Source organism: Chryseobacterium sp. IT-36CA2, assembly GCF_949767875.1.
Classification (GTDB): Bacteria; Bacteroidota; Bacteroidia; order Flavobacteriales; family Weeksellaceae; genus Chryseobacterium.
Window position 1 is genome coordinate 49,187 of the sequence record NZ_CATKPG010000023.1, and the last position, 26,592, is coordinate 75,778.

The following is a 26,592-nucleotide window of genomic DNA, read 5'->3' on the forward strand; positions in this document are numbered from 1 at the left end:
TATTTTGTCTATACACGCAAAACACATCCATTTTTATGATCACAACCAAATACGTCAATTATAAACAGGTTCTTAATCTAGCTGGTGTACATCTTATCCTAATCTCGATCTGGTGTACCTTGATTGCTGTTTTCTTTTATTTCTTCAACTGGCACTGGATGACAATTCCATGGGTTCCTGTTGCACTGATTGGTACAGCAGAGGCTTTCCTTGTGGGTTTCAAAAACAACCAGGCTTATGACAGACTTTGGGAAGCCAGAAAAATTTGGGGCGGAATTGTGAATTCCAGCCGTTCGTTTGCATCAATGGTGTATGCTTTTGATACCAAAAATGAAAAAATTGGCGTTTTTGATCTTGAAGACCGTAAAAGAAGAATCGTTTACCGCCATATTGCATGGCTCTATACTTTCCGTGAACAGCTTTTGGTTCCTACGGAATGGGAGCATATCAGTACGGAAAATAATAAATTCGGGAATATCAACCTGAGAAGAAACAGACTGATTAAGGCAGGTTTTCCGGATTACGGAAGAGCCCCTATTTTCCTGCACAAATATCTTTCGGAGGAAGAATATGATCTTAAGAATGATTATAAAAATTTTGCCACCTACCTGACTGCTCAACAGGCAAAAGATATCAATGAGCTTAAAAACATGGGAGCCATTACAGAATTCAACCAGACTCAGCTTCAGAACGCTCTGAATGAATTCTACAATTTCCAGGGACAGGCAGAAAGAATTAAAAAGTTCCCTTCTCCAAGACAGTTTGCGAGTACAGCTTTTGTTTTTAATATCCTGTTTATTATGCTGCTTCCGTTGGGATTAGTCAACGAATTTGCAAAATTGGGAGACTGGGGAATCTGGACCTCTATTCCTTTCTGTATCATCATTGGATGGATTTACATCATTATGGAACTGGTAGGAGATTATTCTGAAAATCCTTTCGCAGGATTGATGTTTGACGTTCCCATGCTTTCTATCTGCAGAACGATTGAAATAGATCTTCTTCAGATGAGCGGAGAAACTGATCTTCCAGATCCTATTGCTTCTAAACATGGAGTATTGGTGTAATTCCTAAGATATCATTTTAAGCAAAAAATGAATTTAAGAATCATTAAAAAAATTTAAAATATCCGATAAAATATATTTTAAAAGTTCATTGTTTTTCATAATTTAGAGGCATTGAAAACATAAGCTATGTTAATCTATCCCGATTGATTTAGCTTTTACTTTTTCATCAGCTAATCATTTATCCCTTCTTTTTTAAACAATGAGATCTAAGCAACTCCTGCAGGCTTTGACAATGCTTTGTCTTACCCTATTCTGCACCAAAGTGAAGTCACAGGCAGCCTTCAACAAAGAATTACCGAAGGAATTTACAGAGAAATTTACAAAAGAAATTAATGACAGCATTCCATCTCTGGGATCTTTCATTATTTCGCAAAACAATAAGGTAATGTATGAGCAATATTTCCATGGAGCCAACAAAGAAACCATTTTCAATATAAAATCGGTTACCAAAAGTATTGTCTCTGTGCTGGCGGGGATTGCAAAAGATAAAAACATACTCCCCAACCTCAATACTCCGGTTTTAAAAATTCTTCCGGAATACAACATTTCAAGAAGCAGATTTAAAAATATTTCCAACATTGAAGGAAAAGTACATCATGATTCAATCAGAAATACATTAACATTAAAAAATCTGTTGACTATGCAAGGTGGTTTTGACTGGGTTGAAAATTCAAAAATTTCAACAGCCATGTCTTTTTCCGGTGATCCCGTAAAATTTGTACTGGATCTGCCTTTTGAAGAATATCCGGGAACAGTTTTTAATTATAACAGCGGTGAAAGCCATCTTTTTGGGGCTGCGTTGGCAAAAATTGTAAAAACGAATCTGAAACAATTTGCTACAGAAAATCTTTTTAGACCTTTAAAAATGAATATTCCCAGATGGGATACGGATTCAATGGATAGAAATTTTGCAGGTTCAGAGCTTTTTATGAAACCTGAAGATTTATTGAAATTCAGTACTATGATTCTGAATAACGGAAAATTTAGCGGCAAACAGATCGTCTCTTCAAAATGGATTCAGGAATCTACTTCTGAACAGGTAAAGCTGGATTCATGGGATGTAATGCCGAATGCCAACGGATATGGCTATTACTGGTGGCGAAGAAAAACCAACGGACACCAGGCTTTTGTAGCAACAGGTTATGGCGGACAGCTTATCTGTATCATTCCAGATTTAAAAATGGTTATCGTAACCACCTGCTTTCTGAATGACAAAAACAAAGGTAGAACCGAAATCAAAAGACTTCACTATTTCATTGATAAAATGACTAAAGGAGATCTATAAAAACTAATAACAATTTTAAGAACATGAAACCCTATTTAACTCTCATTTTAATCTTTATTGCAAGCCTTTCTTTTGCTCAATCTGGTAAAGAAATAAAAATAATAAGAGAAAAACAGCTGAGAGCCCAGAATCAAAAAGAAGATTTAGATTTTAAAAGAATGGGAGAAGAGCTCAAAGTAGAAAATAAAGATTCAGGGCCTTTTACCTATGGCATTTTTCCCTATCCTATTTATGATAGCATCCAGAAAAATGGCTTTAAAGGAGTGGGAACATTGGGAAATTTTTTCGGACTCAAACTTCAGGGCAAAAGAATCGTATATACAAGTTTTGTAGAAAACAATTGGGGATCTTTAAATTCACATAAAATTAAAAATAAAGACAGAGTATTTTTTACAATTCTGGTTCTTACAGATTTTATTGATGACAAAGAATATACATCCAGTAAAATGAATATTATTTCACGAAACTTCCCGGATGTAATTGGACAGGGATTTGTAAAAACTTCCAATAACAGAATTGACTTCTCCGCCTTTACTACTCTTGAAAAGGAAGATTTTGCGGTTGTAAACATGAAGCTCTATCATCTAAAATATGGTAATATTATTCTGATCGCTCCACAAAAAGACGGCAGTCTTCGAAGCATGCAAATTAATAATACAACAGATCTGACCTCTGAAACACTGAAGTCTTATGTAGAACAGCTGATACAGAAACCAGAAATAGTTACTTTTTTCACGAACGAAAAAACGATCTGAACCAATCTCTTTTTATCATAAATTTTTCAAGATTTATAAAACAATGGCTGTTGTATTTTTCACTTCGGAAATCATAAATGAGCTGTGTGTACTTGCGATGTGCTGAAGCGTTGTAAGCTTCGTCAACATAAAACTGCGGTAGTCTTCAATATCTTTCACCCCTATTTTAAGGATATAATCATAGTCTCCGCTTACATGAAAGCATTCCGTAACTTCCTGAAGATCCATCACTTCTTTTTCAAACTGCAGTACAAATTCCTTCTTGTGCTGACTTAGTTTTACATGACACAGAACAATAAAATTTTTCTTAACTTTACTCCTGTCCAGCAAGGCTACATATTTTGAAATCACGCCTGCATTTTCAAGCTTTTTCACACGCTCATAAACAGCTGTAACAGATAATCCAAGCTTACCGGACAGCTCTTTGGTTGTTTGTTTACAGTCTTCCTGCAAAAAAAACAGGAGTTTCTTATCAGTTTCGTCAAGTTCCATTAGATATTTTTTTGGTAAAAATTTAATATTTTCGAAGATACTAATTATTTTTTCTAAATAAACAATATTTTACAGTTTTATATTCTATAAATTCAAATTTCTATTGTAATAATTAGCAAATTAATGCAAATTGGGACAATAAAATAAAAACAATATTTATGGAAAACTTTAACGCAGCCAACGAGATCCAGGATCTTCAGTATTTTGGTGAATTCGGAGGAGTGAATCCCTCTATCTCAGACAGCTCTACCTATACCTTTCTTTCTGCAAAGACTATGTTTGATACTTTCGAAGGAAATGCGGAAGGATGCTACCTGTATTCCAGACATTCATCCCCGATGAATCTTTATCTGGCTCAGGCTCTTGCCAAGCTGGAAAATACAGAATCTGCCAACGTTACAGCATCCGGAATGGGAGCGATCACTTCTGTTTTGATGCAGGTGTGTAAAAGTGGAGACCATATTATTTCAAGCAGAACGATCTATGGAGGAACTTATGCTTTCCTTAAAAACTTTTTACCTCAGTTCAATGTAGCAACTAGCTTTGTTGATATCAACAATTTTGAATCTATAGAAAAGGCCATCACTCCTAATACGAAAGTGATCTATTGTGAAAGTGTAAGCAATCCGCTTCTTGAAGTAGCTGACCTTAGAAAACTTTCTGAAATCTGTAAAAAACACAATCTGAAACTGATCGTAGATAACACTTTCTCTCCTCTTTCTATCTCTCCAATATCATTTGGGGCCGATGTTGTGATTCACAGTTTAACAAAATTCATCAACGGAAGCAGTGATACAGTAGGCGGTGTATATTGTGCCAGCCAGGCATTTATTGATGATACCAAAAATGTCAATTCCGGAGCATGCATGCTTCTTGGGCCAACGATGGACAGCCTAAGATCGTCAAGCATTCTAAAAAACCTGAGAACATTACATATTCGAATCAAACAGCATAGTCACAATGCAATGTATCTAGCAGAAAGATTTGAAAAAGACGGATTAAAGGTATCTTATCCCGGATTGCCATCTCATAAAAACCATGAATTAATGAAAAGCATGATTCATGAAGAATACGGATACGGAGGATTACTGACTCTGGATGCCGGAACAACAGAAAAAGCAAACGAACTGATGGAACTGATGCAGACAGAAAATCTGGGTTATCTTGCCGTGAGCTTAGGGTTCTATAAAACCTTATTCTCATGCTCAGGAAAATCTACCTCATCTGAAATCCCTGAAGAAGAAAGAGCTTCTATAGGTATTTCCGACGGGCTGATCAGATTCTCCATTGGTCTTGACCACGATATTAAAAGAACTTACCAAAAAATGAAGGAGTGTATGCTGAAAGTAGGAGTTCTCAACCACCATGAAAACATTTCTATCATCTAAATTTATTGTAAAAGGCTGTTTCGTTTGAAACAGCCTTTTTTTTATTTTATTGAAATATCTTTTACAGATAATTACCCGTGTTACTTCTTATAATAATGATGCGGAAAAGCTTCTTCAGGTTTCATTCTGAAAATATTCAGCAAAATCCAGGATTTTAAGAAACCATATCCGTAAGAAAACATCTGAATATAAGTGGAAATAACCGCCATACCGGCAATGCTGATATTTTTAGTCAGTAATAAAGCATGAAACAGCACTAAAAAGGTATACAATCCATAGAAAGAAAGGATAATTCCTCTTCCCATCATAAAATACTCAAGAAAGCCCATAATGTATCCTAACATAAATAAGGTAGGAAATGCAAAAGAAATTTTTACATAATTCGGGTGTCTCTGATTAAGAATTGGTCTTGCACAGCCAAACTGATAGACCTGCTTGGAGAATTTTCCAAAGTCAACTCTACGTTTATGATATACGGCAATATCATCAAAAAAAGCAGTGATAAATCCGTTTTCCCAAAGGGTCATGGAAAGATCCGGATCCTCACCTATTCTCATTTCGGAAAACCCACTTACTTTTTCAAAAACAGCCTTTTTCACACCCATATTAAAACTTCTGGGTTGAAATTTAGAAACCGCTTTCTTGCTTCCCCTGATTCCTCCGGTTGTAAAAACAGAAGTCATGGAATAGGAAATAGCCTTCTGCATCAGATTGAATCCTTTGTGAGCTTTATCCGCCCCTCCAAACGCATCACAAGGAATGGTCAGGATATCATTTTTAATATGTTCGATATAATCTTTTTCAACAATGACATCACTGTCTACAAATACCAGCCATTCATTAGCTGCTCTTGCTGCTCCATAATTTCTCGTCAATCCCGGTCCTGAATTATCTTTTCTGAAATATTTGATATCCAGAATTTCATCAAAATTTTTGATGGTCGGTTTCAAATCAATCAAGGAGCCATCATCTACGATAATGATCTCAAACTCCTTATCCGTCTGCTGGGTAAGGGAGGTCAGCAACTCAAAAAGTTCATCTTTTCGGTTGTAAATGGCAACAACAATGGAAATAGTAGGCTTCAAATTGAAAATTTTTCAAAATTACTTATTCGCAGGACAACCTACAAACAGTTTAACAGCTTATTCGGAGAAATTAACGATGTGAAATGATATTCATCTTAATCAAAGGAAATTACCAATGAAATTCTGAGCCAAGTTATTTGACATTTTAAACAAAATGAAGACCGAAAATCCCTCCTAATTTTGCTATAGAAATTTAAACCAACAAAAAATGGAACCTATTATCAGCTCATTGCAGCAACCTATTCAATCAGGCTTTAATGCTTCTTCAACAGCTCAGGAAGTTATTCAAGGAGTCGATCTTACCGGAAAAACGGTGATCATAACCGGCGGTTACGCAGGAATCGGTCTTGAAACCACAAAGATCCTTACTTCAGCCGGAGCCCACGTTATTATTCCCGCAAGAGATATTGAAAAAGCAGGAAAGAACCTTGCAGGACTTGAAAATTTTGAACTTGAAAAAATGGATTTGATGGATCCGGCTTCTATTGATGCTTTTGCTGAAAGATTTATCTCATCTGGTAAAAGTCTGGATCTTCTGATTAATAATGCAGGAATCATGTGGGTTCCTCTTCGAAGAGACAACAGGGGCTTTGAATCTCAACTAGCAACAAACTATCTTGGACAATTTCATCTTACGTCGAAATTATGGCTAGCCCTTAAAAAAGCAAATGGAGCAAGGGTTATCAGTGTTTCTTCCTACGGGCATCAGATGGCACCTTTTAATTTTGAAGATCCTAATTTTGAAAAAAGAGATTACGATACCCTTTCCGGTTACGGTCAATCCAAAACAGCCTGCAATCTGTTTGCCGTAGAACTTGATGAAAGAGGAAAAGAATTCAATATCAGAGCTTATTCCCTTCATCCAGGGTCTGTCTATGGAACGGATCTGGGCAGAGAAGAGCCTATTGAGCTTTACAAACAACTCGGAACCCACGATGAAAACGGAAATATCAAGCCTGAAGTGGAGGCACGATTAAAAACCATTCCACAAGGAGCTGCAACAACAGTCTGGTGTGCTGTAAGTCCGCAACTTAATGAAATAGGTGGTGTGTATTGTGAAAACTGTGATATTGCGGAAATAGACAGAGGACAAATTGAGCATAGATTTGATGAGCCCGCAACCATCCACGGAGTACAGCCCTATTCTATTGACAAAAACAATGCTGAGCGCTTATGGAAATTAAGTGAAGAAATGCTGGGATTCAGCTTTGATGCTCAATAACTGTTTTTTTAAATACATTTGTAACGAAAACTTTTGACAATGGATTTCCAGATACAATACCTCACACCGGATATCAAAATTTCCAGTTATGACGACAAGCTGTTCAAAACGGAAACTGTTTTTGAATATCACATGCTGGTATGGTTCATATCAGGAGAAACGAAAATTATTCAGGCAGATAAAACCTATCTGTTCAAAACAGGAGATATTTTTCTGATCCCAAGAAATCATCTTGCCACGATTATCAATTATCCTAAAGATGGGCTTCCACACAAAGCAGTAGTGATGCATCTTACCACGGAGAGGCTAAAAGATTTTTACAGTTCTGTCGATTATGAAAGAAAAAACGGACATAGGGAGTCCAGCATTCATCGTTTCAGCAGTCATCCGCTTCTGAACAGCTGCCTTGCTTCTCTTATTCCTTATTTTGAGATTGAAGGTCCATTTCCTGAAAACATCGCCCACTTAAAGATCACAGAAGCAATCAGTATTTTAAGGGAGATTGATCCCGATATCGATACTTTACTCTCAGATTTTGATGAACCCGGAAAAGTGGATCTGATTCATTTTATGGAAAAAAATTATATGTTCAATATGCCATTAGAAAGGTTCGGATACCTGACGGGAAGGAGCTTATCAACTTTCAACCGTGATTTCAGAAGAATTTTCCAAACGACTCCACAGCGATGGCTTACCCAAAAACGTCTTGAACTGGCCTATTATCATTTATCAGAAAAGAATAAAAAGCCTTCAGACGTCTTTCTGGAGGTAGGTTTTGAGGATTTGTCACATTTTTCACATGCCTTTAAGAAACAGTATGGTTTTGCTCCTTCACTGACACGATAAAACAAAAAAGGTTGTACCAACGAGTGTACAACCTTTTTTGTTTTATGATTTTAATAACTCCTGAAGTTATTTTTTCTTTAAAGTATTTAAATCTTCTGGCTTCTTCTTTTGAGATATTACATTATGATTTAATGCTTTTCTTTCAGGTTTTGACTGTGATGACCGTGACGATTTTGATCCAGAACCAAACATATCTAGTAAATCAAAAATAACATCAAATATGTCAAAAAAATTCCAGGACATTTTTAATCTCAGAGTTTATTATTTATTATCTTCCAATTTATGAACTTTCTTCGTTCCTTCATACATTTCGTACTGCAAGAATTTCGTTCCAAGGCCCAAAGAGATCATCCAGGCTATACAGTTTCTATACTTTTACTTTAAAACCTGTTTGTCGCATTATATAAACAATCCCGATTTAAAGTAAATATATAATACTGCAGAAATAAAAAAAGTAATTACTGAGCAGCTGAAAAGAATCAGTTTAAACAGGGTTTTAAAATAATAAAGTTCAAGTACATGCAGAACAAAAAATACTAAAAACGAAATACTGATTCCTATTAAAGAAGCTACTACTAAAGTTGGTGTATAGTTTTGGGCCGGTAAAGGATCTTTAAAAACAATAAAAAGCCAAAATGCAGCTAATGCCAGTATTACAGTACTTACTTTCTCTGTGAAATATCTGGATCTTTTTGATTCCTTCTTTTGAGGCTTCTCATCATAATTTAGACTCTCTCTGTCAGGAGTTGATCGTGATAATCCCGAACCGCCCTGAAATATGCTGAATATATTAAAAATGAAATCTAAAAAATCCCCAATCATATTATATTTTCTTAATTCTATTATTCTTTAATAATTTTGGCAGATTTTGTTTTTCCATCAGTTAAAATATAAACCCCCTTAGGCAAAGAAGATATGTCCACATTTTGAATTTTACCGGATTTTAAATTGATATTTTGAATTTTTTTACCTGAAATATCCGTCAATAGTAACCATTCATTGGTAAGAGATTGTAAACTGAATTCATTTTTTGCAGGATTGGGATAAATTAGCATCTCTCTATTTTTCATCAATTCCTTAGTAGAAAGTACACTACTCATCATTATTTTACGAATTCTATTATTACCTACATCTGCAATATATAAATTTCCCTGATTATCAATAGTTATTCCATTTGGATTATAAAATTTTGCGTTACCGGCAATCCCATCTTCAAATCCTACTATGCTTCCTGACAACGTAGAAACCTGATTTCCTGAGATTTTACGAATTCTGTTGTTCATCGTATCAGTTATAAATAGATCAGCAGATTTATTTGAAACCAATTTAAGCGGATTATAAAACTTAGCATTAGTCAATGTTCCATCTGCAAATCCGTAGTTACTTCCCGAAACAGTAGAAACCTGACCTGACGATATTTTGCGTATTTTATTATTCCAATTATCTACTACATATAGATCCTGCCCCACTACTTCTATGTCTGTTGGATAATCAAACCTGCTTGATAATGCATTGCCATCTATATATCCAGCCACTCCATCACCAGCAATTGTTGTAACCTGACCTCCTGTTATTCGTCTTATTCTGTTATTATTTTGATCGGCAACATATATAATTCCTTCTTTGTCGATTGCTATCCCAGCAGGATTTTTGAATTGCGCTGTTGCATTGTCACCATCAACAAAACCAGCAGTACCGTTCCCCGCAAAAGTAGAAACATCTCCTGATGGACTTATTTTTCTGATTCTGTTATTATAAAAATCTGATACATAAATGTTCCCAAAAGCATCAACAATAAGATCATTAATACCATTAAATTTAACATTGTTTGGGCTTCCATCTGCAAACCCTTGCGTGCCATCTCCAGCTAAAGTAGATACATTTCCTGATGGAGTTATTTTGCGAAGCCGGTAATTTCCTGTATCAGCAACATATACATTCCCTGCATCGTCTACAGCAACCCCAGCAGGACGGTTAAACATTGCAGAGTTTACATTTCCGTCCGCATATCCTTCTGTTCCATTTCCCGCTAATGTCGAAACCGTGGTTACTTGCGAAAAAATTTGAGAATGCAGTATAACCGAGGCAATAACTGCGTAGATTTTTTTCATGTATTAGTTTTAAAAATTTGTGATAAAAATATAATAAATAACCTAAAAAACATCACAGATAATGATATTTAAAAGATAATTGATATAAAGAAGCCCTTCCAGATTTGAAAGGGCTGTATCTGAGTTTTTATTTATCTTCCAGTTTATGTACTTTCTTCGTCCCTTCATACATTTCATACTGCAAGAATCTCGTTTCCAGCTTTCCGTTGAAAAGTTTGATCTTTCTTGAAGGACGTAATCCGATTTTCTTAACAGCTTCAAGATCTGAAGAGATTAGCCAAGCCAATGTATTTGGATAATGTGTTTTAAAGGTATCTCCTATTTTCTTGTAGAAATCATCATCGTTGATGGAAATTCTCTCGTCGTATGGAGGGTTGAATACCATTAATAATGGGAAAAGTTCTTTTTTAGATTCAAAGAAGTCTTGTTTTTTAATCTCGATAACATCTTCCATTTCCGCTGCCTCTACATTCATTCTTGCAGCATTCAGCATTCTTGCGTCAATATCATACCCAACAATTTTTCCATCAAATTGTCTCACTCTGTTAATTCTGAATTCCTTGATTTTAGAAAACAAATCCGCATCATAGTTATTCCAATTCTGGAACCCGAATCTCTTTCTGAAAATCTGAGCCGGAAGATCCATAGCGATCATTGCTGCTTCAATCAATAATGTTCCTGAACCACACATCGGATCAAGGAAATTTCCTTTTCCGTCCCAGCCTGCAAGCTGAAGCATTCCGCTTGCCAACACTTCGTTGATAGGTGCTTCTCCCTGCTCTCTTCTGTATCCTCTCTTAAACAAAGGATCTCCAGAAGAATCCATGGAAATCATGACCAATTCTCTGTCAATATGAAGGTGAAATTTGATATCCGGATTTCTGGTTTCTACATTCGGACGTCTTCTGAATTTTTCCTGGAAATAATCCACGATAGCATCCTTCATTTTTAAAGTTACAAACTGAGAATGCTTGAATGTTTCAGAATTTACAGTAGCATCAATGGAAAAAGACTGGTCAACATCCATGAAATTTTCCCATTCAAACTTAAACAGTCTGTCGTAGAACTGATGCTGATTAAAAGCTTTGAACTCATGAATAGGTACCAGAATTTTCAATGCTGTTCTTGCAGAGTAATTGATTTTATAAAGAAAACCAAGATCTCCTTCACAATTTACCGCTCTGTTTTTAATTTCAACATTCCTTCCGCCCAATTTTTTGATTTCTTCCGCCAGAATCTGCTCCAATCCGAAGAATGTTTTTATCTGTATTTTAATATTTTCTGTATCCATAAGTTTGAATTAAAAGATTTAAAGCTTTAAAAATTAAAAGATTAGCCATCCAACTTATTGTCCAATTGAATTTTTCAATCTCTTAATGTTGTAAAATACTTTGCTTTTAACCGCACAAATTTAGTTATTTTTGCATTATGGAATGGTTTGAATCTTGGTTTGATACCCCTTATTATCATTTGCTTTATAGCAACAGAGACTATACTGAAGCTGAAAACTTCATTACAAAGCTCACTGCGGACCTTCAGTTGCCGCCTCAGTCGAAAATCATAGATCTTGCCTGTGGAAAAGGAAGACACTCGGTTTTTCTTAATAAATTAGGGTATGATGTTTTGGGGCTTGACCTTTCAAGACAAAGTATTGAATCCGACAAACAATTTGAAAATCAGACCTTGATTTTTGAAGTTCATGACATGAGAAACCCAATTGACGCAGATCCAATGGATGCTGTTTTCAACTTATTTACAAGTTTTGGATATTTTGATAATGAAAGCGATGATAAAAAAGTATTCCAATCGGTTTACAATGCATTAAAGCCCGGAGGCTATTTTGTTCTTGATTATCTGAACGAAGAATATGTAAGAAATACTTTAGTTCCTGAAACAACAATAACCCGTGGTGATATTGATTTTAAGATTCTAAAAAAGATCGAGGGCAGACATATCATTAAAGATATCCGTTTTGAGGCTGACGGTAAGCCGTTTCATTTCTTTGAAAAGGTAAAGCTTCACACGCTGGAAGCCATCCACAACTATGCTTCCGAATGTGGTTTTGAAAGAATAAAAATCTGGGGAGATTATCAGCTGAATGAATTTAAGAAAGAAAATTCTCCGCGTTGCATCAATTTATTTAAGAAAAAATAATGACAACAGTACTTTTACTGATTTTAAGTGTAGTAACAGGAGTATTCTTGGGAAAACACTTTGGTAAAAAAGAAAAACTGGCCAAAAATCTGCTGATATTAAGTGCCGGTTTTTTGATTACAATCTGTCTCAACGAAGTCTTCCCTCAGGTTTATACCTCTTCCGGAAGCAGTAGTCTTGGGATATTTGTAATCGGAGGAGTTCTTCTGCAGATGATTCTGGAAGCGCTTACCAAAGGTTTTGAACATGGGCACTTCCATCATCATAGTGAACACAATATTCTTCCCGTTGCTTTAATGGTAGGATTATTTATCCATGCTTTCATTGAAGGAATTCCTCTTGCCAATGAACAGCACGAGATATCTCCTTACCTTTGGGGAATTGTATTTCACAATCTTCCCATTTCATTTATTCTGGGAGCATTCTTATTTAACAGAAAAGGAGAATCCAAAAGTTCTTCATCCTATCCTTCTATTCTCATTGTAGCCTTATTTGCATTGGCTTCTCCTATGGGAATGTTGTTAGGAAACTATTTCAATCCTGATCTTCAGCCTTATTTTCTGGCTATTGTAGGAGGAATTTTCCTTCACATTTCATCAGTAATCATTTTTGAAAGCAATAAAAACCACAATATAGATTGGGTAAAAATCGGGCTGGTTGTTTTAGGAGTTTCACTTGCATTGATGATGCATGTTTTCCATCAACATCCTACTGCTCATTCTCATTAAAAAACAAAAAAGCTCTGGAGTCCAGGGCTTTTTTATTGTATTAACAATGCGTGTTTTCCGCAACTATTCTCATTAATCTTTACTCATAGCACCTTCGACAAATAAGTTAAAACTTGTTTTTAAAAAAATATTTTACATAAAAAAATAAATAAAAATTAAATATTTACATCATAAAATAAAAAAAATATATTGTTTAACATTTTTTAACACGGTAATAACAACAATACATTGTTTTTTGTACATTAGCTACACCAATAGTACTTAAAAATGTATGAAAAGACAAAATAGCTTAGCAACATCAGTCTGTTTTTTTTTAATGACCGGTTTCATAGCGGCACAGACTACGAAGAAAACAGATTCTTTAGAAGAAAAAAAGATTGATGACATTGTAATTATCGGTTACAAGACACAAAAAAGGTCCAGCCTTACCGCTGCCGTTTCTGTTATTTCTGACAAAAAACTCCAGGATTCCAACACTTCCAGTGTATCCGGTCTTCTGCAGGGAAAAGCTGCCGGGGTTCAGATCTTACCTGGTGGAGGTTCTGCAGGTTCTGTAGCTACTGTAAAAATCAGGGGTACTTCCACTATTAACGGCCCCAGTAATGCTCTTTGGGTCGTGGATGGTGTAGTAATGCCCTATGCTCCCAACCTGGATCCTAATCAGATTGAAAGTATCAACATATTAAAGGATGCTGCTTCTACAGCATTGTATGGCTCCAAAGCTGCAAATGGTATTGTACAGGTGTTTACCAAATCTGGAAATTCTGGAAAAGGAACATTAAGTGCCTCTCTTACTAATTCTTTTAATATGTTTAATAACGGGCGCTTCAAACTTATGAACGGAACGCAGCTGTATGATTATTTCACCTCATTAAAAGGAGCCCCAGCAATCCCCGAAACACTTAGAAACGATGGCTACAACTGGCTAAAAGACGGTACGCAAACAGGGGTTGTACAAAATTATACTATTGATTTCAGAGGCGGATCAAACAATTCCAAAACCTATATTTCAGGAAATTATTATAATGAAACCGGAACTGTTAAAGGAGATGAATTTAACAGGCTCTCATTCAGAATCAATCATGAACAGACCATAAAACCATGGTTGATACTGAAACCTAAAGTCAGTTTATCATATACCACGAGAAAAGATACACAGGCTTCCCTTTATGAAATGTACCTTAATATGCCGTGGGATAACCCCAGAGATTCCAATGGAAACCTAATTAGGGTTGATGAGAATTACACAGGTGATTGGTACGGACGGGATCACAGCAATTACCTTTATGACCTTCAATGGAACTATGGCAAAAGCAATCAGCTGGACCTTATTGGAAATCTAGATGCTGAAATCAAGTTTACCGATTATCTCAAATTCATCAGTACAAACAATGTTACCTACAAAAACTATGATAACATGTACTATACTGATCCCAGATCGATCAGCGGAACAAGTAATAAAGGACAGCTAACAGAAAATTATCAAAAAGATATTAGCAAATTTTTCAATCAGATGCTGAGGTTTGATAAGGATTTTGGAAATCATAACATCAATGCATTAGCAGCGTATGAATATACTGACAGATTCTATAAAGAATCACGTGCAGGTGTTTATGGCGTTGTACCTGGTACAGATATTTTTAATACCGGTGCAACCACAGGACAAAAGCCAACAGGGAGAAAGCTTGACCGCGCCTATAATGCTCTCCTCTTTAATACCGAGTATGTATATGATAAAAAATATTTTATCCAGGGATCCTTAAGAAGCGAATCGTCTTCTGCATTCGGTGCCAACAAAAGAAATGGTTTATTCTATGCGTATAGTGTAGGATGGAATATTAATAAAGAAAATTTTTTCAAAGTAAAACCTGTTAACGAATGGAAATTACGAGCAAGCCGAGGACTTGTGGGAAATACACCCAGTCCTGATTACGGATGGCAGGACCTATATAGACTTACAGAGAAATATAACGGACAGATAGGAGCAACATGGTTCCAGCTCGGAAACGCTGGACTAACCTGGGAATCTATCTATCAGAATAATATCGGTACAGATATCAGGGCTTTTAATAACAGACTGACTTTAAATATTGATTATTTTAACAATAAAACGAAAGATTTACTGGTTCTTGTTCCCCTGCCATCACTGACAGGTGTTGACAGACAATACCTGAATATAGGTGACGTCAAAAACAAAGGCTGGGAGTTCAATGTAAATTATTCCATTATTCGTTCAAAAGATATCAGCTGGGATCTGGGGTTCAATATCAGCACCTATAAAAACAATGTACTTTCTACCCGAAACAACAGTACACAGGTATTGGACAATTATCATGTAGCTATACAGGGGTATGATGTTACTTCTTTCTATATGAGAAAGTGGCTGGGTGTAAATCCTGACAATGGTGAAGGACAATGGGAGGTAATTAATCCGGACGGAAGCAGAAGTGCCACCTCAAAATACAACCTGGCTACCGTACAGGTGGTAGGAGCTGCAACACCAGATTACTATGGTTCTGTAAGCACTAATCTTAATATCAAAAATTTCTATCTTGCTGCTAATGTTTATTTCTCACAAGGTGGGCAAGTATATAACTTTTACAGAGAATATTTTGATTCAGACGGTGCCTATCCTTATTACAACCAGATGGCTTTAAAAGATGGATGGACAAGATGGGAGAAACCGGGGGATATTGCAACCCATCCGGCTGCAGTATACAACAATAATTCATTAACAAATAAGCCTTCATCCCGTTATCTTGAGGACGCAAGCTTTGTCAAGTTAAGATCCCTGAGAATAGGATATAATTTTCCAGCATCTCTAACAGAAAAGATGAAAATAAAATCGGCGAATATTTATATTATGGGTGAAAATTTATTTACCATCACCAAATTCTCCGGAGTGGATCCGGAAGTTGGTAATGCAGATAACCAAACCTCTTATTCTGGCAATGCAGGAGCTATCTACCCTATTCCGAGAAGATTTTCTTTAGGCTTAAACTTTTCTTTTTAAAAAAAATTATTATGAAAAAAATACTTATTCCCATTCTCATAATATCATTAACGGCATGTAACATAGACCGTTCACCCTATGATTCAATGGAATCTGAGGTTATTCTTGCAGATGCAACAGGATTGAAGACTATAACCTTAGGAAATTATGCATTACTTAAAGGTGATGCTGATGGCGGTGGCTTTTACAACAACCTGTACAGAATCAGTGAATATGGTGGAGATAATATCGATATCAGCGGAACTACCACCGATTCATTCTTTTACTATTATAATTACAAAAGTATTAAAAACAACGGCCGCACCAATACCATCTGGAACTCCGGATACAAGGCTATTATTGGATGTAACAGAGTGATATCAAAGGTTGCCGAAGGAAAAGACACAGAAACAGATCAGCTCATAGGTGAAAATTATTTCTTGAGAGCTTATGTATACTTTTCTATGGTTAATGTATTTGGAAGGCCATACAATCAAGGGGCAGCCAATTCTGGAGTCCCTTTAAAACTATCTGATGATGTCAATGATTTGCCTGGCAGAGCCACTGTGGGAGAAATATACAATCAAGTGGTCAATGATCTTCTGAAAGCAGAACAATTGATGACCCTGAATAAAGATAACATATATGCATCCAAAGAGGCAGCACAGGCTTTACTTTCCAGAGTCTATTTATACATGGAAAACAATGATAAAGCGATAGAATATGCTGATAAAGTCATCAATTCCGGGAAATATACACTTCTGTCTAAAACAGAATTACCTGCTTATGCCACCAAAACTCCTGAAACCAATACAGAAACTATTTTTGCATTTAAATATAATAAAGATGGAGACTATAGTGATGGCTGGTATACTATAGGCTCTATGTATGCCACCATACAGAACGTCGGCTGGGGTGAAATGTACGCTTCTTCCTCTTACCTGGACCTTATCAATCAGAATCCCCAGGATGCAAGGTTGAAGTTTATTTCTCCAAAATACAGCAGTCCCGCAGTTCCTGTAGCCTATTGGGTACAAAAAGGTACCAACTCATCTGGTGCCGCAACCTACAGTTATCAATTTCAAAAGACCTTCCAGCAGAATGGAAATACTTATTTTACCATGAATAATATCAATTATCAGGTACAATCCGAAGTAACACCCAATAAAACAAACTATTATTTTGTAAATGCAACTGGTGGAAAAACTTATGTTTATCTGGATAATGATATGGATAAAAGAAACGGATATCCTAAATTTTATGTTTTAAAATGTTCATTACAAGAAGGAGTTCCGCAATTGTGGTCTCCGGTTGTTATAAGATTGGCAGAAATATATCTGAACAAAGCCGAAGCCAATGCGAAAAAAGGAAATACCGCTTCAGCACTCGCAGACGTAAATACCATCAGAACAAGAGCCGGAATACCGGTATATAATTCAGTGCCTGCAGGACAGACTATTCTGGATGCTGTTCTACAGGAAAGAAGACTGGAAATGGCTTTTGAAGGACATAGAAGATATGATATCTTCAGAAATAAACTTGATCTCGACAGACAATATCCCGGCACCCATTTAAGCGGGAACACCCCCTTTTATACGGTACCTTATACCCATAACAGAGTGGTAGAATATATTCCTGAGCAGCAAATACAGATCCAACCGAATCTGGTGCAGAATCCAGATTAAAAAAACAAAAAAGCTCCGGAATCCGGAGCTTTTTTATGTATATCGCATAACGTTTTATAAGCTTAGAATTTCCATCCTACTGTAAGGAAGAAATTGTTTCTGTTACTTTTTACATCACTTACTGCATAAGAATCACTTTCGAAGATTTTATTCGAAGAGTAATAAGATGAATCAAAATTATCCCCCATATAACCTCTCATGAAAGGATTAGCATATTTAGATGAGATATTCTGATAAGAGGCATCTATATAGAATGATTTGAAATCATACCCGATACCGAATGAAAGTGTATTTCTGTCACTTAATATCAGGTTGCTGTAAGACTGATCTCCTACAGTTCCCGCATCATTAAATCTGCTGATTGTAAGCGCATCAAAAGGACTAGACTGGTAAGAATACCCACCTCTCAATCTGAATTGTTGCACTCTGTATTCTGCTCCTACTCTTACTTCTGAAAGGTTTTTGTAGTTTTCTTTAAAGAAATCATTCAACTCTCTTTCTGCACCTCCATAAACTTTATAGTCAGGTTTTGTAAGTCCAAGGGTATAGTCTACGTTCAATGAGAAGTTTTTACTTGCTACAAATGCAGCACTCACAGTTGCTTTAAGCGGTGAAGTGAACTTTCTGTTTTCAGCACCCATATCATCTCCGTAAGTAGGATCATTATAGAAATAATAATTTCTGTCTATATTCCAGAATGTAGGCGTTTCAAGAGATGCTCCCAATCTGAAATTCGGACTTAGTTTTCCGATTACCCCTAATGAAGCAGAAAAACCTGAAGATCTTTCTGAATAAGGAGTATCCTGCTTACTGAATCCTTCTGTAGAATTATTAGTTAGATTTCGGTAAAATAAAGTATCATATTGATCCAATGAAGCATTAAAGAAATTAAAACCTGCTCCTAAATATAAGTTATGGTTATAATTAGCACCTACCCCAAAGCTCATTTTTGATAAATTACCGTATCTTTCATACATGTGACCTGCCATTGCAGCATCTTTCGTTATATCAGCTTTATCAAAAGCATATACTATATTATTATTTCCTGGCGACTGAATTACATTATCAAGTTGCTGATTAGAAAAATTAATACCAATATTGATAAATTTCCATTTAGTTTCTGTCATCAGAGGAAAAGCGATGATCCCTCCTGCATTTCCAAGGTCTCCCTTAGTTTTGCTATAATCCATCGTAGATCCAGCCAAAGAACTGCTGTTTTTATTTCCTAAAATAGATAAAGTTCCCGAAACCTCTCCTGAAATAGCAACCCCTAAACCTGCCGGGTTCGTAAGCAAAGAGTTTGCATCACCACCTAGCGCACCATTTGATCCAGCCATTGCATTAAATTTAGCTGATCCCACCATAGGAGTACTTGAGTAAACATCCACAGTATTTCTTATCACAGAAACATCCTGAGCCTGCGCATAAAATGCAGCAGAAATACTCATAAATACTAAAGATTTTTTTAACATTATTTTTTGATAGTTTATTAGTTTGAAAATTATCTGAAGCCACCTCTGCCTCCGCCGCCGGATCTCATTCCGCCGCCACCGCCAGAAGAACCACCTCTGAAGCCGCCGCCTCCACCGCCGTTGAAGCCTCCGCTAGATCTGAAACCTCCGGAATCATTAGATCTGAAGCCCCCATTATTGTTATTATATCTCGGCTGTGATTGTTGATAATTATAGTTAGGTCTTGTTTGTGGTGCAGAATTACGGAATCCACCATTAGATTGTGTATTTCTGAAGCCTCCATTTCCATTACTGTTTCTGAAACCTCCTGAATTACCATCTCTGAAACCACCATTGCTGTTTCTGAAACCTCCGCTTGAGTTAGAATCTCTGAAACCACCGTTATTGGTATTTCTGAAACCTCCATTTCCATTACTGTTTCTGAAACCTGAGTTATTGGTATTCGTTCTGTATACCGCATTGGCTACACCCGTGTTCTGGAATCCGCCTCCACTTACGCCACTTCTTCTGTAAACTGGTCTGTTGTAGTAACCACCACCCCAGTGGCCTCCTCCGTATCCCCAATAAGGGTTTCCGTAGTATCCTCCACCCCAGAATGGATCATAATAGCCACCATAGCCATATCCCCAGTATGGACTTCCCCATCCGAAAGAGCCTCCCCAGCCCCAGCCGAATGATCCGCCCCAACCCCAGGACATGCTAGCACCCCAGCCCCAGCCGCGGTTCATACCCCAACCCCAATACGGGCTGTAACCACCATACCATCCCCAAGGAGATCCCCATCCCCATGAGTTGTCATAGTAGTTAGTTTGAGAACCTGCATAAAGTCCCCAGTCTGAATCTGTGGCATTGGTATTCCAATTGGTATTGGTATTACCCCAGTCATTATATCTGTTTTGCTGCTCTCTGGAATTCGCCTGTGCATTTTCAATCACATTGGAATCCTGATAGTAGTCATAATATTCTCCTACTCTGTTTCCGCTATCATTAATGATAACTCCTTCAGGTAGCGTATCCTTATTGGGGTCGTAATACACCCCGTCTGTCTCGCTATACCCTCCCATCTGAGCACCACAAGACACAAGTAATAATCCGCCCGATATAGCCAATATCCCTTTGGATCTTAGCAGACCAAGCAAATTTTTATGTATATTTCTTTTCATGATAACGTAAAAATTTTTAATTTAAATTATATTTGCAATCTGTACCAAAAATGTACCAAACACTGGTAAAAAAATCTATCAAAAATAGATTTTTATTTTTAGATAACAATAATGTACAAAAGTTAAAAAAATTTTAAAGAATAATGGCAAAATTAACCTCAAGAAGCGAAGATTACAGCAAATGGTATAATGAGCTGGTTGTAAAAGCTGATTTAGCTGAAAACTCAGGCGTTCGTGGATGTATGGTAATCAAACCGTATGGCTATGCAATCTGGGAAAAAATGCGTGATGAAATGGATAAAAAGTTCAAGGAAACAGGTCACGTTAACGCATACTTCCCGCTTTTTGTGCCCAAGAGCTTGTTTGAGGCAGAGGAAAAGAATGCAGAAGGTTTTGCAAAAGAATGCGCTGTTGTTACCCACTACAGATTAAAAACCGATCCGGACAATCCATCAAAACTGATTGTTGACCCGGATGCAAAACTGGAAGAAGAACTTATCGTTCGTCCTACTTCAGAAGCTATTATCTGGAATACCTACAAAAACTGGATTCAGTCTTACAGAGACCTACCGATATTGATCAACCAATGGGCGAATGTTGTTCGTTGGGAGATGAGAACACGTCTTTTCTTAAGAACGGCAGAATTCCTATGGCAGGAGGGTCACACTGCTCATGCTACAAAAGATGAAGCGATTGAAGAAGCAGAAAAAATGAATAAAGTATATGCAGATTTTGCAGAAAACTTTATGGCAATGCCGGTAATTCAGGGATTGAAAACTCCATCTGAAAGATTTGCAGGAGCCGATGAAACGTATTGTATCGAAGCATTAATGCAGGATGGAAAAGCTTTACAGGCTGGAACCTCTCACTTCTTAGGACAGAATTTCGCAAAAGCATTTGATGTAAAATTCACCAACAAAGAAGGGAAAATTGAGCATGCATGGGCTACCTCATGGGGTACTTCAACCCGTTTGATGGGTGCTTTGATTATGACGCACTCAGATGATTTCGGATTGGTACTGCCTCCTACTTTAGCACCTATTCAGGTAGTAATCGTTCCTATCTTTAAAGGAGAAGAGCAGCTAGAGCAAATCAGTGAAGTGGCTTTGGATATTCAGGCTAAACTGAAAGCAAAAGGTATTTCTGTGAAGTTCGACAATGACACTCAGAACAAACCGGGATGGAAATTCGCAGAATATGAATTAAAAGGAGTTCCTGTAAGAATTGCAATGGGACCAAGAGACCTGGAAAACAAATCTGTAGAAATTGCAAGAAGAGATAACCTTACAAAAGAAGTTCGTTCTATTGAAGGGCTGGATTCTTATATCGAAGATTTATTGAAAACGATTCAGCAGGATATCTATAACAAAGCTTTTGAATTCAGAAAAGAGAATATCACCAAAGTGGATACTTATGAAGAATTCAAGAAAGTATTGGAAGAGAAAGGTGGTTTCATCTATGCTCACTGGGATGGAACTGCTGAAGAAGAAGAACAAATCAAGGACGAAACGAAGGCTACGATCAGATGTATTCCTCTTGATGATGATGTAGAAGAAGGAATTTCTTTGATTTCTGGTAAACCTTCTAACAGACGTGTATTATTCGCAAAAGCTTATTAAAAATTTTAATTATTTAGAATAAAATCATTAAAATTTAAAGAAATATTCAAAAAAAAATGACGTTTGGACAGATTTTTGTTTAAATTTATGTCAACATTAATCAAAAAAATTTATTTATTATGTCTTTAAATGTCATTGATTTAATTAAAGGACAATTAGGTCCCGCTTTGGTTTCACAGGCTGCATCGCAGTTTGGAGAAAGTGAATCCGGTATTTCTAAAGCAATTGGCGGATTATTACCTGCTGTAGTAGGTGGATTAGCCAATAGTGCAGATAAGCCTGGCGTTGTGGATGCTATTACACAAGCCTCTTCAAGTGGAATTTTAGGAAATTTATTAGGCGGAGCGTCTAACAATCCTATTATTTCAACTTTGTTATCTTCAATTTTTGGAGATAAAGTAAGTGGATTAGTCAATTCCATTGCTAGTTTTTCAGGAGTCAGCAATACCACTGCAGGTTCTTTGTTAAACCTGGTGACTGGAGCTACGGCAGGTACAGTTGGAAAATATGCAGCAGACAATAATTTGGGTGCTTCAGGTATTTCCAGCTTACTGAACGATCAGAAAGGTATTATTTCTTCATTATTGCCAGCAGGTCTTTCTTTGGCATCCTTTGGACTAGGAGCTGAAAACTGGTTTGGTCAGGCGAAAGAAACAGTTTCTTCGGTAACTTCTACAGCTAAAGATAACATCGCAGAAGGTGTAGCTACAGCAAGAGAAAATGTTTCTGAAGGAGCAAGAGAAATAAGAGAACAATTTAATAACAACAACGATAATCAAGGCGGAGGTTCAATCTGGAAATGGTTGCTTCCGCTTTTATTATTGATCGCAGCCGCCTATTTCTTATGGAAACAGTGTGAGAAAAAACAGACGACCACTACTACAACCACTACGTCTGACTCAGCGTCTGTAAGTTCTACTACAGATACAGCTGCTACAACTACAACAACAGCTGCTCCGGCTGCTGCTAAAACCGATGAAAACATTGATCTTAACGGAGTAATGTTAAAAGGTTACAAAGGTGGTATGGAGGATCAGATGATTTCATTCCTGAAATCTGGCGGTTATAAAAATGCGGCTGATGATTCTGCATTGAAAGATAAATGGTACGATTTTGACCACGTAAATTTCAAAATGGGAAGTTCTACTGAGCTTGAAGCAGGTTCACAAGGACAATTGGATAACTTAGTAGCTATCCTTAAAGCTTTCCCTGAAGCAAAGATCAAAGTAGGAGGTTACACTGATAAAACAGGAAACGAAGCTTCTAACGTAAAATTATCAAAAGCAAGAGCTGAATTCATCAAAGCTGCTTTAGCTAAAGCTGGCGTTGGTGCACAGGTAATTGCTGCTGACGGTTACGGAAGCCAATTTGCTAAAGTAGATGCAAAAGCTTCTGATGCTGAAAGAGCTGCTGACAGAAAAATGTCAATCAGATTTGCGAAATAATCTTTAGACTTAATAAAAATTAGATCCCGGAAAGTAATTTCCGGGATTTTTTTATGCCTTAATTCTTCTGTTTACATTTATTTAATTAAATTTGTTAGTCATTTCTAACATTTATGAATTTCAATATAAAAAGCGCCTGGCGTAAAGATAAAACAACTCATTCCTTATCAGAGGTTTACTCATCAATAAAAGTTCCTAAAAATGCTACTTTCTGGAGGAAATATCTTGCATTTGCAGGACCAGGTCTGATGATTGCCGTAGGATATATGGACCCTGGAAACTGGGCAACTGATATTGCAGGAGGAGCTCAGTTTGGGTACACTCTACTTTCTGTAATTCTTATCTCCAATATTTTTGCGATGGTTTTGCAGCATTTATCAGTAAAGCTGGGAGTAGTTGCAGAAAGAGATCTTGCACAGGCATGCAGAGATCATTTTAGCCCTACCACCAATTTTATTCTGTGGATATTCTGTGAGATTGCCATTGCCGCCTGTGATCTTGCCGAGGTCATTGGTTCTGCCATTGCATTAAACCTCCTATTTCATATCCCTTTAACCTGGGGAATTGTCATTACAACAGTGGATGTCTTAATTATCCTTTTACTTCAGGCCAAAGGTTTCCGATGGATTGAAAGTATTGTAGGGGGACTTATATTTATTATTCTAGCATGTTTCGTGTATGAAATTGTTATTTCAAAACCTGCTTTCAATGAAATTCTGGGAGGACTGGTTCCACAAAAGGAAATCATTCAGAATCCTGCGATGCTTTATATTGCTATCGGAATTTTAGGAGCTACGGTGATGCCACACAACCTATATTTGCACAGCAGTATTGTTCAGACCAGAGACTACACGCGTGATACAGAAGGAAAAAAAGAAGCGATAAAATTTGCAACTATAGACAGTACAGCTTCATTAATGCTGGCTTTCTTCATCAATGCAGCCATTCTTATTCTGGCTGCCGCTACATTCCATACTACAGGGAACGAACATGTGGCGGACATTCATGACGCCTATAAAATGCTGACCCCAATCTTAGGTGCTTCCATGGCGAGTATTGCATTTGCTATTGCTCTATTAGCATCCGGACAAAACTCTACATTGACAGGCACTCTTGCAGGGCAAATTGTCATGGAAGGTTTTTTGAATATCAGATTAAAACCATGGCTAAGAAGATTGATTACAAGACTTATTGCTGTAATTCCTGCACTTATTGTCGCTATTCTTTATGGCGAGCAGGGAACAACCGAATTATTGGTTTTAAGCCAGGTCATTTTATCAATGCAACTTAGTTTTGCTGTTGTTCCTCTGGTGATGTTTACCAATGATAAAGCTAAAATGGGAGAATTTGTCAACAAACCTTTCCTTAAAATCTGTGTTTGGATTATTTCTTTTGTAATAATTATTTTAAATATCTATTTGCTTTATAAAACTTTTTTTTAGTCAATGTTCATTATTTAAATTTAAAAATTATAGTTAAAATTAAAAATTAACGTTTTATGTAAATTATCAATATCTTAAACAAAAAGCCTATAATCGAATTATTATTCATTAAATAATCAAAAAGGCATGGATATTGATATCAAATCAGTGGTTTTACAATAAACCAACACACACACTTCAACTATAATATTTAAATTTTAAAAAATGAAAAAAACATTCAGAATTATGACTGTTGCTGTCGCTGCGTCAATTTTGTTAACATCTTGTTACTCCTATACAAGTGTTGTAGGAAAAGGAGCAACAGGAGTTGAGAAAACAACCAAATGGAACCATTACTTTGTGGAAGGCTTAATTCCTGCATCTGTTTCAGATTCAAATAAACTGGCAAATGGTTCTGAGAATTACACAGTTCATACCAGACAAACTTTCCTTAATGGTCTTATTTCAGCAGTTACTTTTGGTATTTACACTCCTACCACAACCACAGTAACTAAATAAAAACTTACTCTGCATAATGAATGTACAAAAACCGTCTCTTTGAAATGAGTCGGTTTTTCTATATTTAAACTAAATCAACAAAATTCTAACCCATAAATTATAATCATTGAGCCATGACCTTTGTACCGGATTCAAGTTATATATACTCTCACATTTGCTATTCAATTCCATTTCTTATTTGAATTAACAAATCATGAGACATAAATTCCCTAATCGGCAATTCCGATTATCCTGCAGTACGTAAAGAAAGCTTGGAAGTATGAGTAGATAACGTGATAAAACTTCTGGAAATAGTTACTGATAGCTAGTTTGATATTTAAACGTTATATGTGATTTTTTTTGAAGAAATGAATGTTGATTATTAACCTCTAGAACTTTTCATACATCACTATTGAAACATTAGTGTTTTAGTATACTATCAGAAATCAACCACCATTTATCAAAATCTGCCTTAATGTCCAGATTTTAGATTTGGCAGGCTCTTTGTCAAACAATCATTAAATAAATATTGAATTATGGAAAACCAGGATATTAACGAAGAAAGCATCAATAATCAGGAAGAAAACAACGTTCAGAATGACGCAACGTCTCAGGACAATGTGACAGCAGCACCTTCTCCAGAAGAACTTTTGGCAGAAGAAAAAGACCGTTACATCAGATTGTATGCTGAATTCGAAAACTATAAAAAAAGAACAAGCAAGGAGAAGATGGAATTCTTCCAATATGCTAACCAGGAGATGATGGTTTCAATGTTAGGGGTTTTAGATGATTTTGAAAGAGCATTAAAGGAAATCGCTAAAAACGGAAACCCGGCTGACCTGCAAGGTGTAGAGCTTATCTATCAGAAATTCAAAAATAAACTTACCGAAAAAGGCTTACAAACAATGGAAGTAAGAGCTGGTGACAGCTTTAATGTTGATTTCCATGAAGCGATTACTCAGATCCCTGCTCCATCGGAAGATTTGAAAGGAAAAATCGTAGACGTTATTGAAACTGGATATACTTTAGGTGATAAAGTAATCCGTTTTGCAAAAGTAGTAACAGGAAATTAAAATTCATAAATGATAAATGATGAGTGATAATAGATGAATATTTCACTTATTAACTTTATAATATCTTTTATCATTTATCAATAATCAATTA

General features: G+C 36.4%; 21 protein-coding genes. 15 read left to right on the forward strand and 6 right to left on the reverse strand.

What is annotated here, in order from left to right; genetic code table 11:
* Positions 1-35 precede the first annotated feature (35 nt).
* The 3 genes from ACM6F9_RS17135 (at position 36) to ACM6F9_RS17145 (ending at position 3,107) form a co-directional block, all read left to right on the forward strand.
* Positions 36-1,067, forward strand: coding sequence for a bestrophin family protein (locus ACM6F9_RS17135; RefSeq protein WP_414846834.1), 1,032 nt, complete (start codon positions 36-38; stop codon positions 1,065-1,067).
* Positions 1,068-1,266: 199 nt separating this feature from the next.
* Complete coding sequence (locus tag ACM6F9_RS17140) at positions 1,267-2,352, forward strand: serine hydrolase domain-containing protein (RefSeq protein ID WP_414846835.1); 1,086 nt, start codon at positions 1,267-1,269, stop codon at positions 2,350-2,352.
* A gap of 23 nt (positions 2,353-2,375) precedes the next feature.
* Positions 2,376-3,107: a hypothetical protein gene (locus ACM6F9_RS17145; protein WP_414846836.1), complete on the forward strand. Its 732-nt coding sequence runs from the start codon at positions 2,376-2,378 to the stop codon at positions 3,105-3,107.
* Between the two features lie 33 nt (positions 3,108-3,140).
* On the opposite strand, the gene ACM6F9_RS17150 is transcribed toward ACM6F9_RS17145, so the two are convergent.
* On the reverse strand, positions 3,141-3,599 hold the full coding sequence (locus ACM6F9_RS17150) for an Lrp/AsnC family transcriptional regulator (protein ID WP_414846837.1): 459 nt from the start codon (positions 3,597-3,599) through the stop codon (positions 3,141-3,143).
* A 158-nt stretch (positions 3,600-3,757) separates the two neighbouring features.
* Here ACM6F9_RS17150 and ACM6F9_RS17155 point away from each other — a divergent pair, with 158 nt between their 5' ends.
* Positions 3,758-4,987, forward strand: a complete 1,230-nt coding sequence (locus ACM6F9_RS17155; protein ID WP_414846838.1) for an aminotransferase class I/II-fold pyridoxal phosphate-dependent enzyme — start codon at positions 3,758-3,760, stop codon at positions 4,985-4,987.
* Positions 4,988-5,067: 80 nt separating this feature from the next.
* Here the strand turns inward: ACM6F9_RS17155 and ACM6F9_RS17160 are convergent, their stop codons facing one another.
* The gene (locus ACM6F9_RS17160) at positions 5,068-6,072 is read right to left on the reverse strand and encodes a glycosyltransferase (RefSeq protein ID WP_414846839.1); all 1,005 of its coding nucleotides are present in this window, start codon (positions 6,070-6,072) and stop codon (positions 5,068-5,070) included.
* A 208-nt stretch (positions 6,073-6,280) separates the two neighbouring features.
* Here ACM6F9_RS17160 and ACM6F9_RS17165 point away from each other — a divergent pair, with 208 nt between their 5' ends.
* Positions 6,281-7,294, forward strand: a complete 1,014-nt coding sequence (locus tag ACM6F9_RS17165) for an SDR family NAD(P)-dependent oxidoreductase (RefSeq protein WP_414846840.1) — start codon at positions 6,281-6,283, stop codon at positions 7,292-7,294.
* A 39-nt stretch (positions 7,295-7,333) separates the two neighbouring features.
* Positions 7,334-8,140: a helix-turn-helix domain-containing protein gene (locus tag ACM6F9_RS17170; RefSeq protein WP_414846841.1), complete on the forward strand. Its 807-nt coding sequence runs from the start codon at positions 7,334-7,336 to the stop codon at positions 8,138-8,140.
* Between the two features lie 842 nt (positions 8,141-8,982).
* Here the strand turns inward: ACM6F9_RS17170 and ACM6F9_RS17175 are convergent.
* On the reverse strand, positions 8,983-10,251 hold the full coding sequence (locus tag ACM6F9_RS17175; protein WP_414846842.1) for a T9SS type A sorting domain-containing protein: 1,269 nt from the start codon (positions 10,249-10,251) through the stop codon (positions 8,983-8,985).
* 127 nt (positions 10,252-10,378) lie between these two features.
* Entirely contained in the window at positions 10,379-11,542 is a 1,164-nt protein-coding gene (locus ACM6F9_RS17180) for a THUMP domain-containing class I SAM-dependent RNA methyltransferase (RefSeq protein WP_414846843.1), read from the reverse strand.
* Positions 11,543-11,679: 137 nt separating this feature from the next.
* Here ACM6F9_RS17180 and ACM6F9_RS17185 point away from each other — a divergent pair, with 137 nt between their 5' ends.
* From ACM6F9_RS17185 to ACM6F9_RS17200, 4 genes are all read left to right on the forward strand, one after another.
* Positions 11,680-12,405 carry a class I SAM-dependent DNA methyltransferase gene (locus tag ACM6F9_RS17185; RefSeq protein ID WP_414846844.1) on the forward strand — a complete coding sequence of 242 codons (726 nt, stop codon included), beginning with the start codon at positions 11,680-11,682 and terminating at the stop codon, positions 12,403-12,405.
* A complete protein-coding gene (locus ACM6F9_RS17190; protein WP_414846845.1) occupies positions 12,405-13,133 on the forward strand; it encodes a ZIP family metal transporter in 729 nt (242 codons plus the stop codon). The genes ACM6F9_RS17185 and ACM6F9_RS17190 overlap by 1 nt, the downstream gene beginning before the upstream one ends.
* A gap of 271 nt (positions 13,134-13,404) precedes the next feature.
* Positions 13,405-16,146, forward strand: a complete 2,742-nt coding sequence (locus ACM6F9_RS17195) for a SusC/RagA family TonB-linked outer membrane protein (RefSeq protein WP_414846846.1) — start codon at positions 13,405-13,407, stop codon at positions 16,144-16,146.
* Between the two features lie 11 nt (positions 16,147-16,157).
* Positions 16,158-17,810 carry a RagB/SusD family nutrient uptake outer membrane protein gene (locus tag ACM6F9_RS17200; protein ID WP_414846847.1) on the forward strand — a complete coding sequence of 551 codons (1,653 nt, stop codon included), beginning with the start codon at positions 16,158-16,160 and terminating at the stop codon, positions 17,808-17,810.
* Positions 17,811-17,872: 62 nt separating this feature from the next.
* Here the strand turns inward: ACM6F9_RS17200 and ACM6F9_RS17205 are convergent, their stop codons facing one another.
* Both ACM6F9_RS17205 and ACM6F9_RS17210 read right to left on the reverse strand, forming a co-directional pair.
* The gene (locus tag ACM6F9_RS17205) at positions 17,873-19,258 is read right to left on the reverse strand and encodes an OmpP1/FadL family transporter (RefSeq protein WP_414846848.1); all 1,386 of its coding nucleotides are present in this window, start codon (positions 19,256-19,258) and stop codon (positions 17,873-17,875) included.
* A gap of 53 nt (positions 19,259-19,311) precedes the next feature.
* Positions 19,312-20,445: a prolyl-tRNA synthetase gene (locus tag ACM6F9_RS17210; protein ID WP_414846849.1), complete on the reverse strand. Its 1,134-nt coding sequence runs from the start codon at positions 20,443-20,445 to the stop codon at positions 19,312-19,314.
* A gap of 143 nt (positions 20,446-20,588) precedes the next feature.
* Between ACM6F9_RS17210 and proS the strand changes: the two genes are divergently transcribed.
* The 5 genes from proS to ACM6F9_RS17235 all read left to right on the forward strand — a co-directional run bounded on the left by proS (position 20,589) and on the right by ACM6F9_RS17235 (position 26,501).
* On the forward strand, positions 20,589-22,064 hold the full coding sequence (gene proS / locus ACM6F9_RS17215; protein ID WP_414846850.1) for a proline--tRNA ligase: 1,476 nt from the start codon (positions 20,589-20,591) through the stop codon (positions 22,062-22,064).
* Between the two features lie 119 nt (positions 22,065-22,183).
* A complete protein-coding gene (locus tag ACM6F9_RS17220; protein WP_414846851.1) occupies positions 22,184-23,509 on the forward strand; it encodes a DUF937 domain-containing protein in 1,326 nt (441 codons plus the stop codon).
* A 113-nt stretch (positions 23,510-23,622) separates the two neighbouring features.
* Positions 23,623-24,951: an Nramp family divalent metal transporter gene (locus ACM6F9_RS17225; protein WP_414846852.1), complete on the forward strand. Its 1,329-nt coding sequence runs from the start codon at positions 23,623-23,625 to the stop codon at positions 24,949-24,951.
* A gap of 204 nt (positions 24,952-25,155) precedes the next feature.
* Positions 25,156-25,449 (forward strand): Bor family protein, encoded by a 294-nt coding sequence (locus ACM6F9_RS17230; protein WP_414846853.1) that lies wholly within the window; start codon positions 25,156-25,158, stop codon positions 25,447-25,449.
* 512 nt (positions 25,450-25,961) lie between these two features.
* The gene (locus ACM6F9_RS17235) at positions 25,962-26,501 is read left to right on the forward strand and encodes a nucleotide exchange factor GrpE (RefSeq protein WP_374200551.1); all 540 of its coding nucleotides are present in this window, start codon (positions 25,962-25,964) and stop codon (positions 26,499-26,501) included.
* Positions 26,502-26,592 lie beyond the last annotated feature (91 nt).

Coding starts and splice junctions, on each gene's coding strand:
- ACM6F9_RS17135 (WP_414846834.1), top strand. CDS start 36: ATGATCACAACCAAATACGTCAATTATAAACAGGTTCTTAATCTAGCT.
- ACM6F9_RS17140 (WP_414846835.1), top strand. CDS start 1,267: ATGAGATCTAAGCAACTCCTGCAGGCTTTGACAATGCTTTGTCTTACC.
- ACM6F9_RS17145 (WP_414846836.1), top strand. CDS start 2,376: ATGAAACCCTATTTAACTCTCATTTTAATCTTTATTGCAAGCCTTTCT.
- ACM6F9_RS17150 (WP_414846837.1), bottom strand. CDS start 3,599: ATGGAACTTGACGAAACTGATAAGAAACTCCTGTTTTTTTTGCAGGAA.
- ACM6F9_RS17155 (WP_414846838.1), top strand. CDS start 3,758: ATGGAAAACTTTAACGCAGCCAACGAGATCCAGGATCTTCAGTATTTT.
- ACM6F9_RS17165 (WP_414846840.1), top strand. CDS start 6,281: ATGGAACCTATTATCAGCTCATTGCAGCAACCTATTCAATCAGGCTTT.
- ACM6F9_RS17170 (WP_414846841.1), top strand. CDS start 7,334: ATGGATTTCCAGATACAATACCTCACACCGGATATCAAAATTTCCAGT.
- ACM6F9_RS17175 (WP_414846842.1), bottom strand. CDS start 10,251: ATGAAAAAAATCTACGCAGTTATTGCCTCGGTTATACTGCATTCTCAA.
- ACM6F9_RS17180 (WP_414846843.1), bottom strand. CDS start 11,542: ATGGATACAGAAAATATTAAAATACAGATAAAAACATTCTTCGGATTG.
- ACM6F9_RS17185 (WP_414846844.1), top strand. CDS start 11,680: ATGGAATGGTTTGAATCTTGGTTTGATACCCCTTATTATCATTTGCTT.
- ACM6F9_RS17190 (WP_414846845.1), top strand. CDS start 12,405: ATGACAACAGTACTTTTACTGATTTTAAGTGTAGTAACAGGAGTATTC.
- ACM6F9_RS17195 (WP_414846846.1), top strand. CDS start 13,405: ATGAAAAGACAAAATAGCTTAGCAACATCAGTCTGTTTTTTTTTAATG.
- ACM6F9_RS17200 (WP_414846847.1), top strand. CDS start 16,158: ATGAAAAAAATACTTATTCCCATTCTCATAATATCATTAACGGCATGT.
- ACM6F9_RS17205 (WP_414846848.1), bottom strand. CDS start 19,258: ATGAGTATTTCTGCTGCATTTTATGCGCAGGCTCAGGATGTTTCTGTG.
- ACM6F9_RS17210 (WP_414846849.1), bottom strand. CDS start 20,445: ATGAAAAGAAATATACATAAAAATTTGCTTGGTCTGCTAAGATCCAAA.
- proS (WP_414846850.1), top strand. CDS start 20,589: ATGGCAAAATTAACCTCAAGAAGCGAAGATTACAGCAAATGGTATAAT.
- ACM6F9_RS17220 (WP_414846851.1), top strand. CDS start 22,184: ATGTCTTTAAATGTCATTGATTTAATTAAAGGACAATTAGGTCCCGCT.
- ACM6F9_RS17225 (WP_414846852.1), top strand. CDS start 23,623: ATGAATTTCAATATAAAAAGCGCCTGGCGTAAAGATAAAACAACTCAT.
- ACM6F9_RS17230 (WP_414846853.1), top strand. CDS start 25,156: ATGAAAAAAACATTCAGAATTATGACTGTTGCTGTCGCTGCGTCAATT.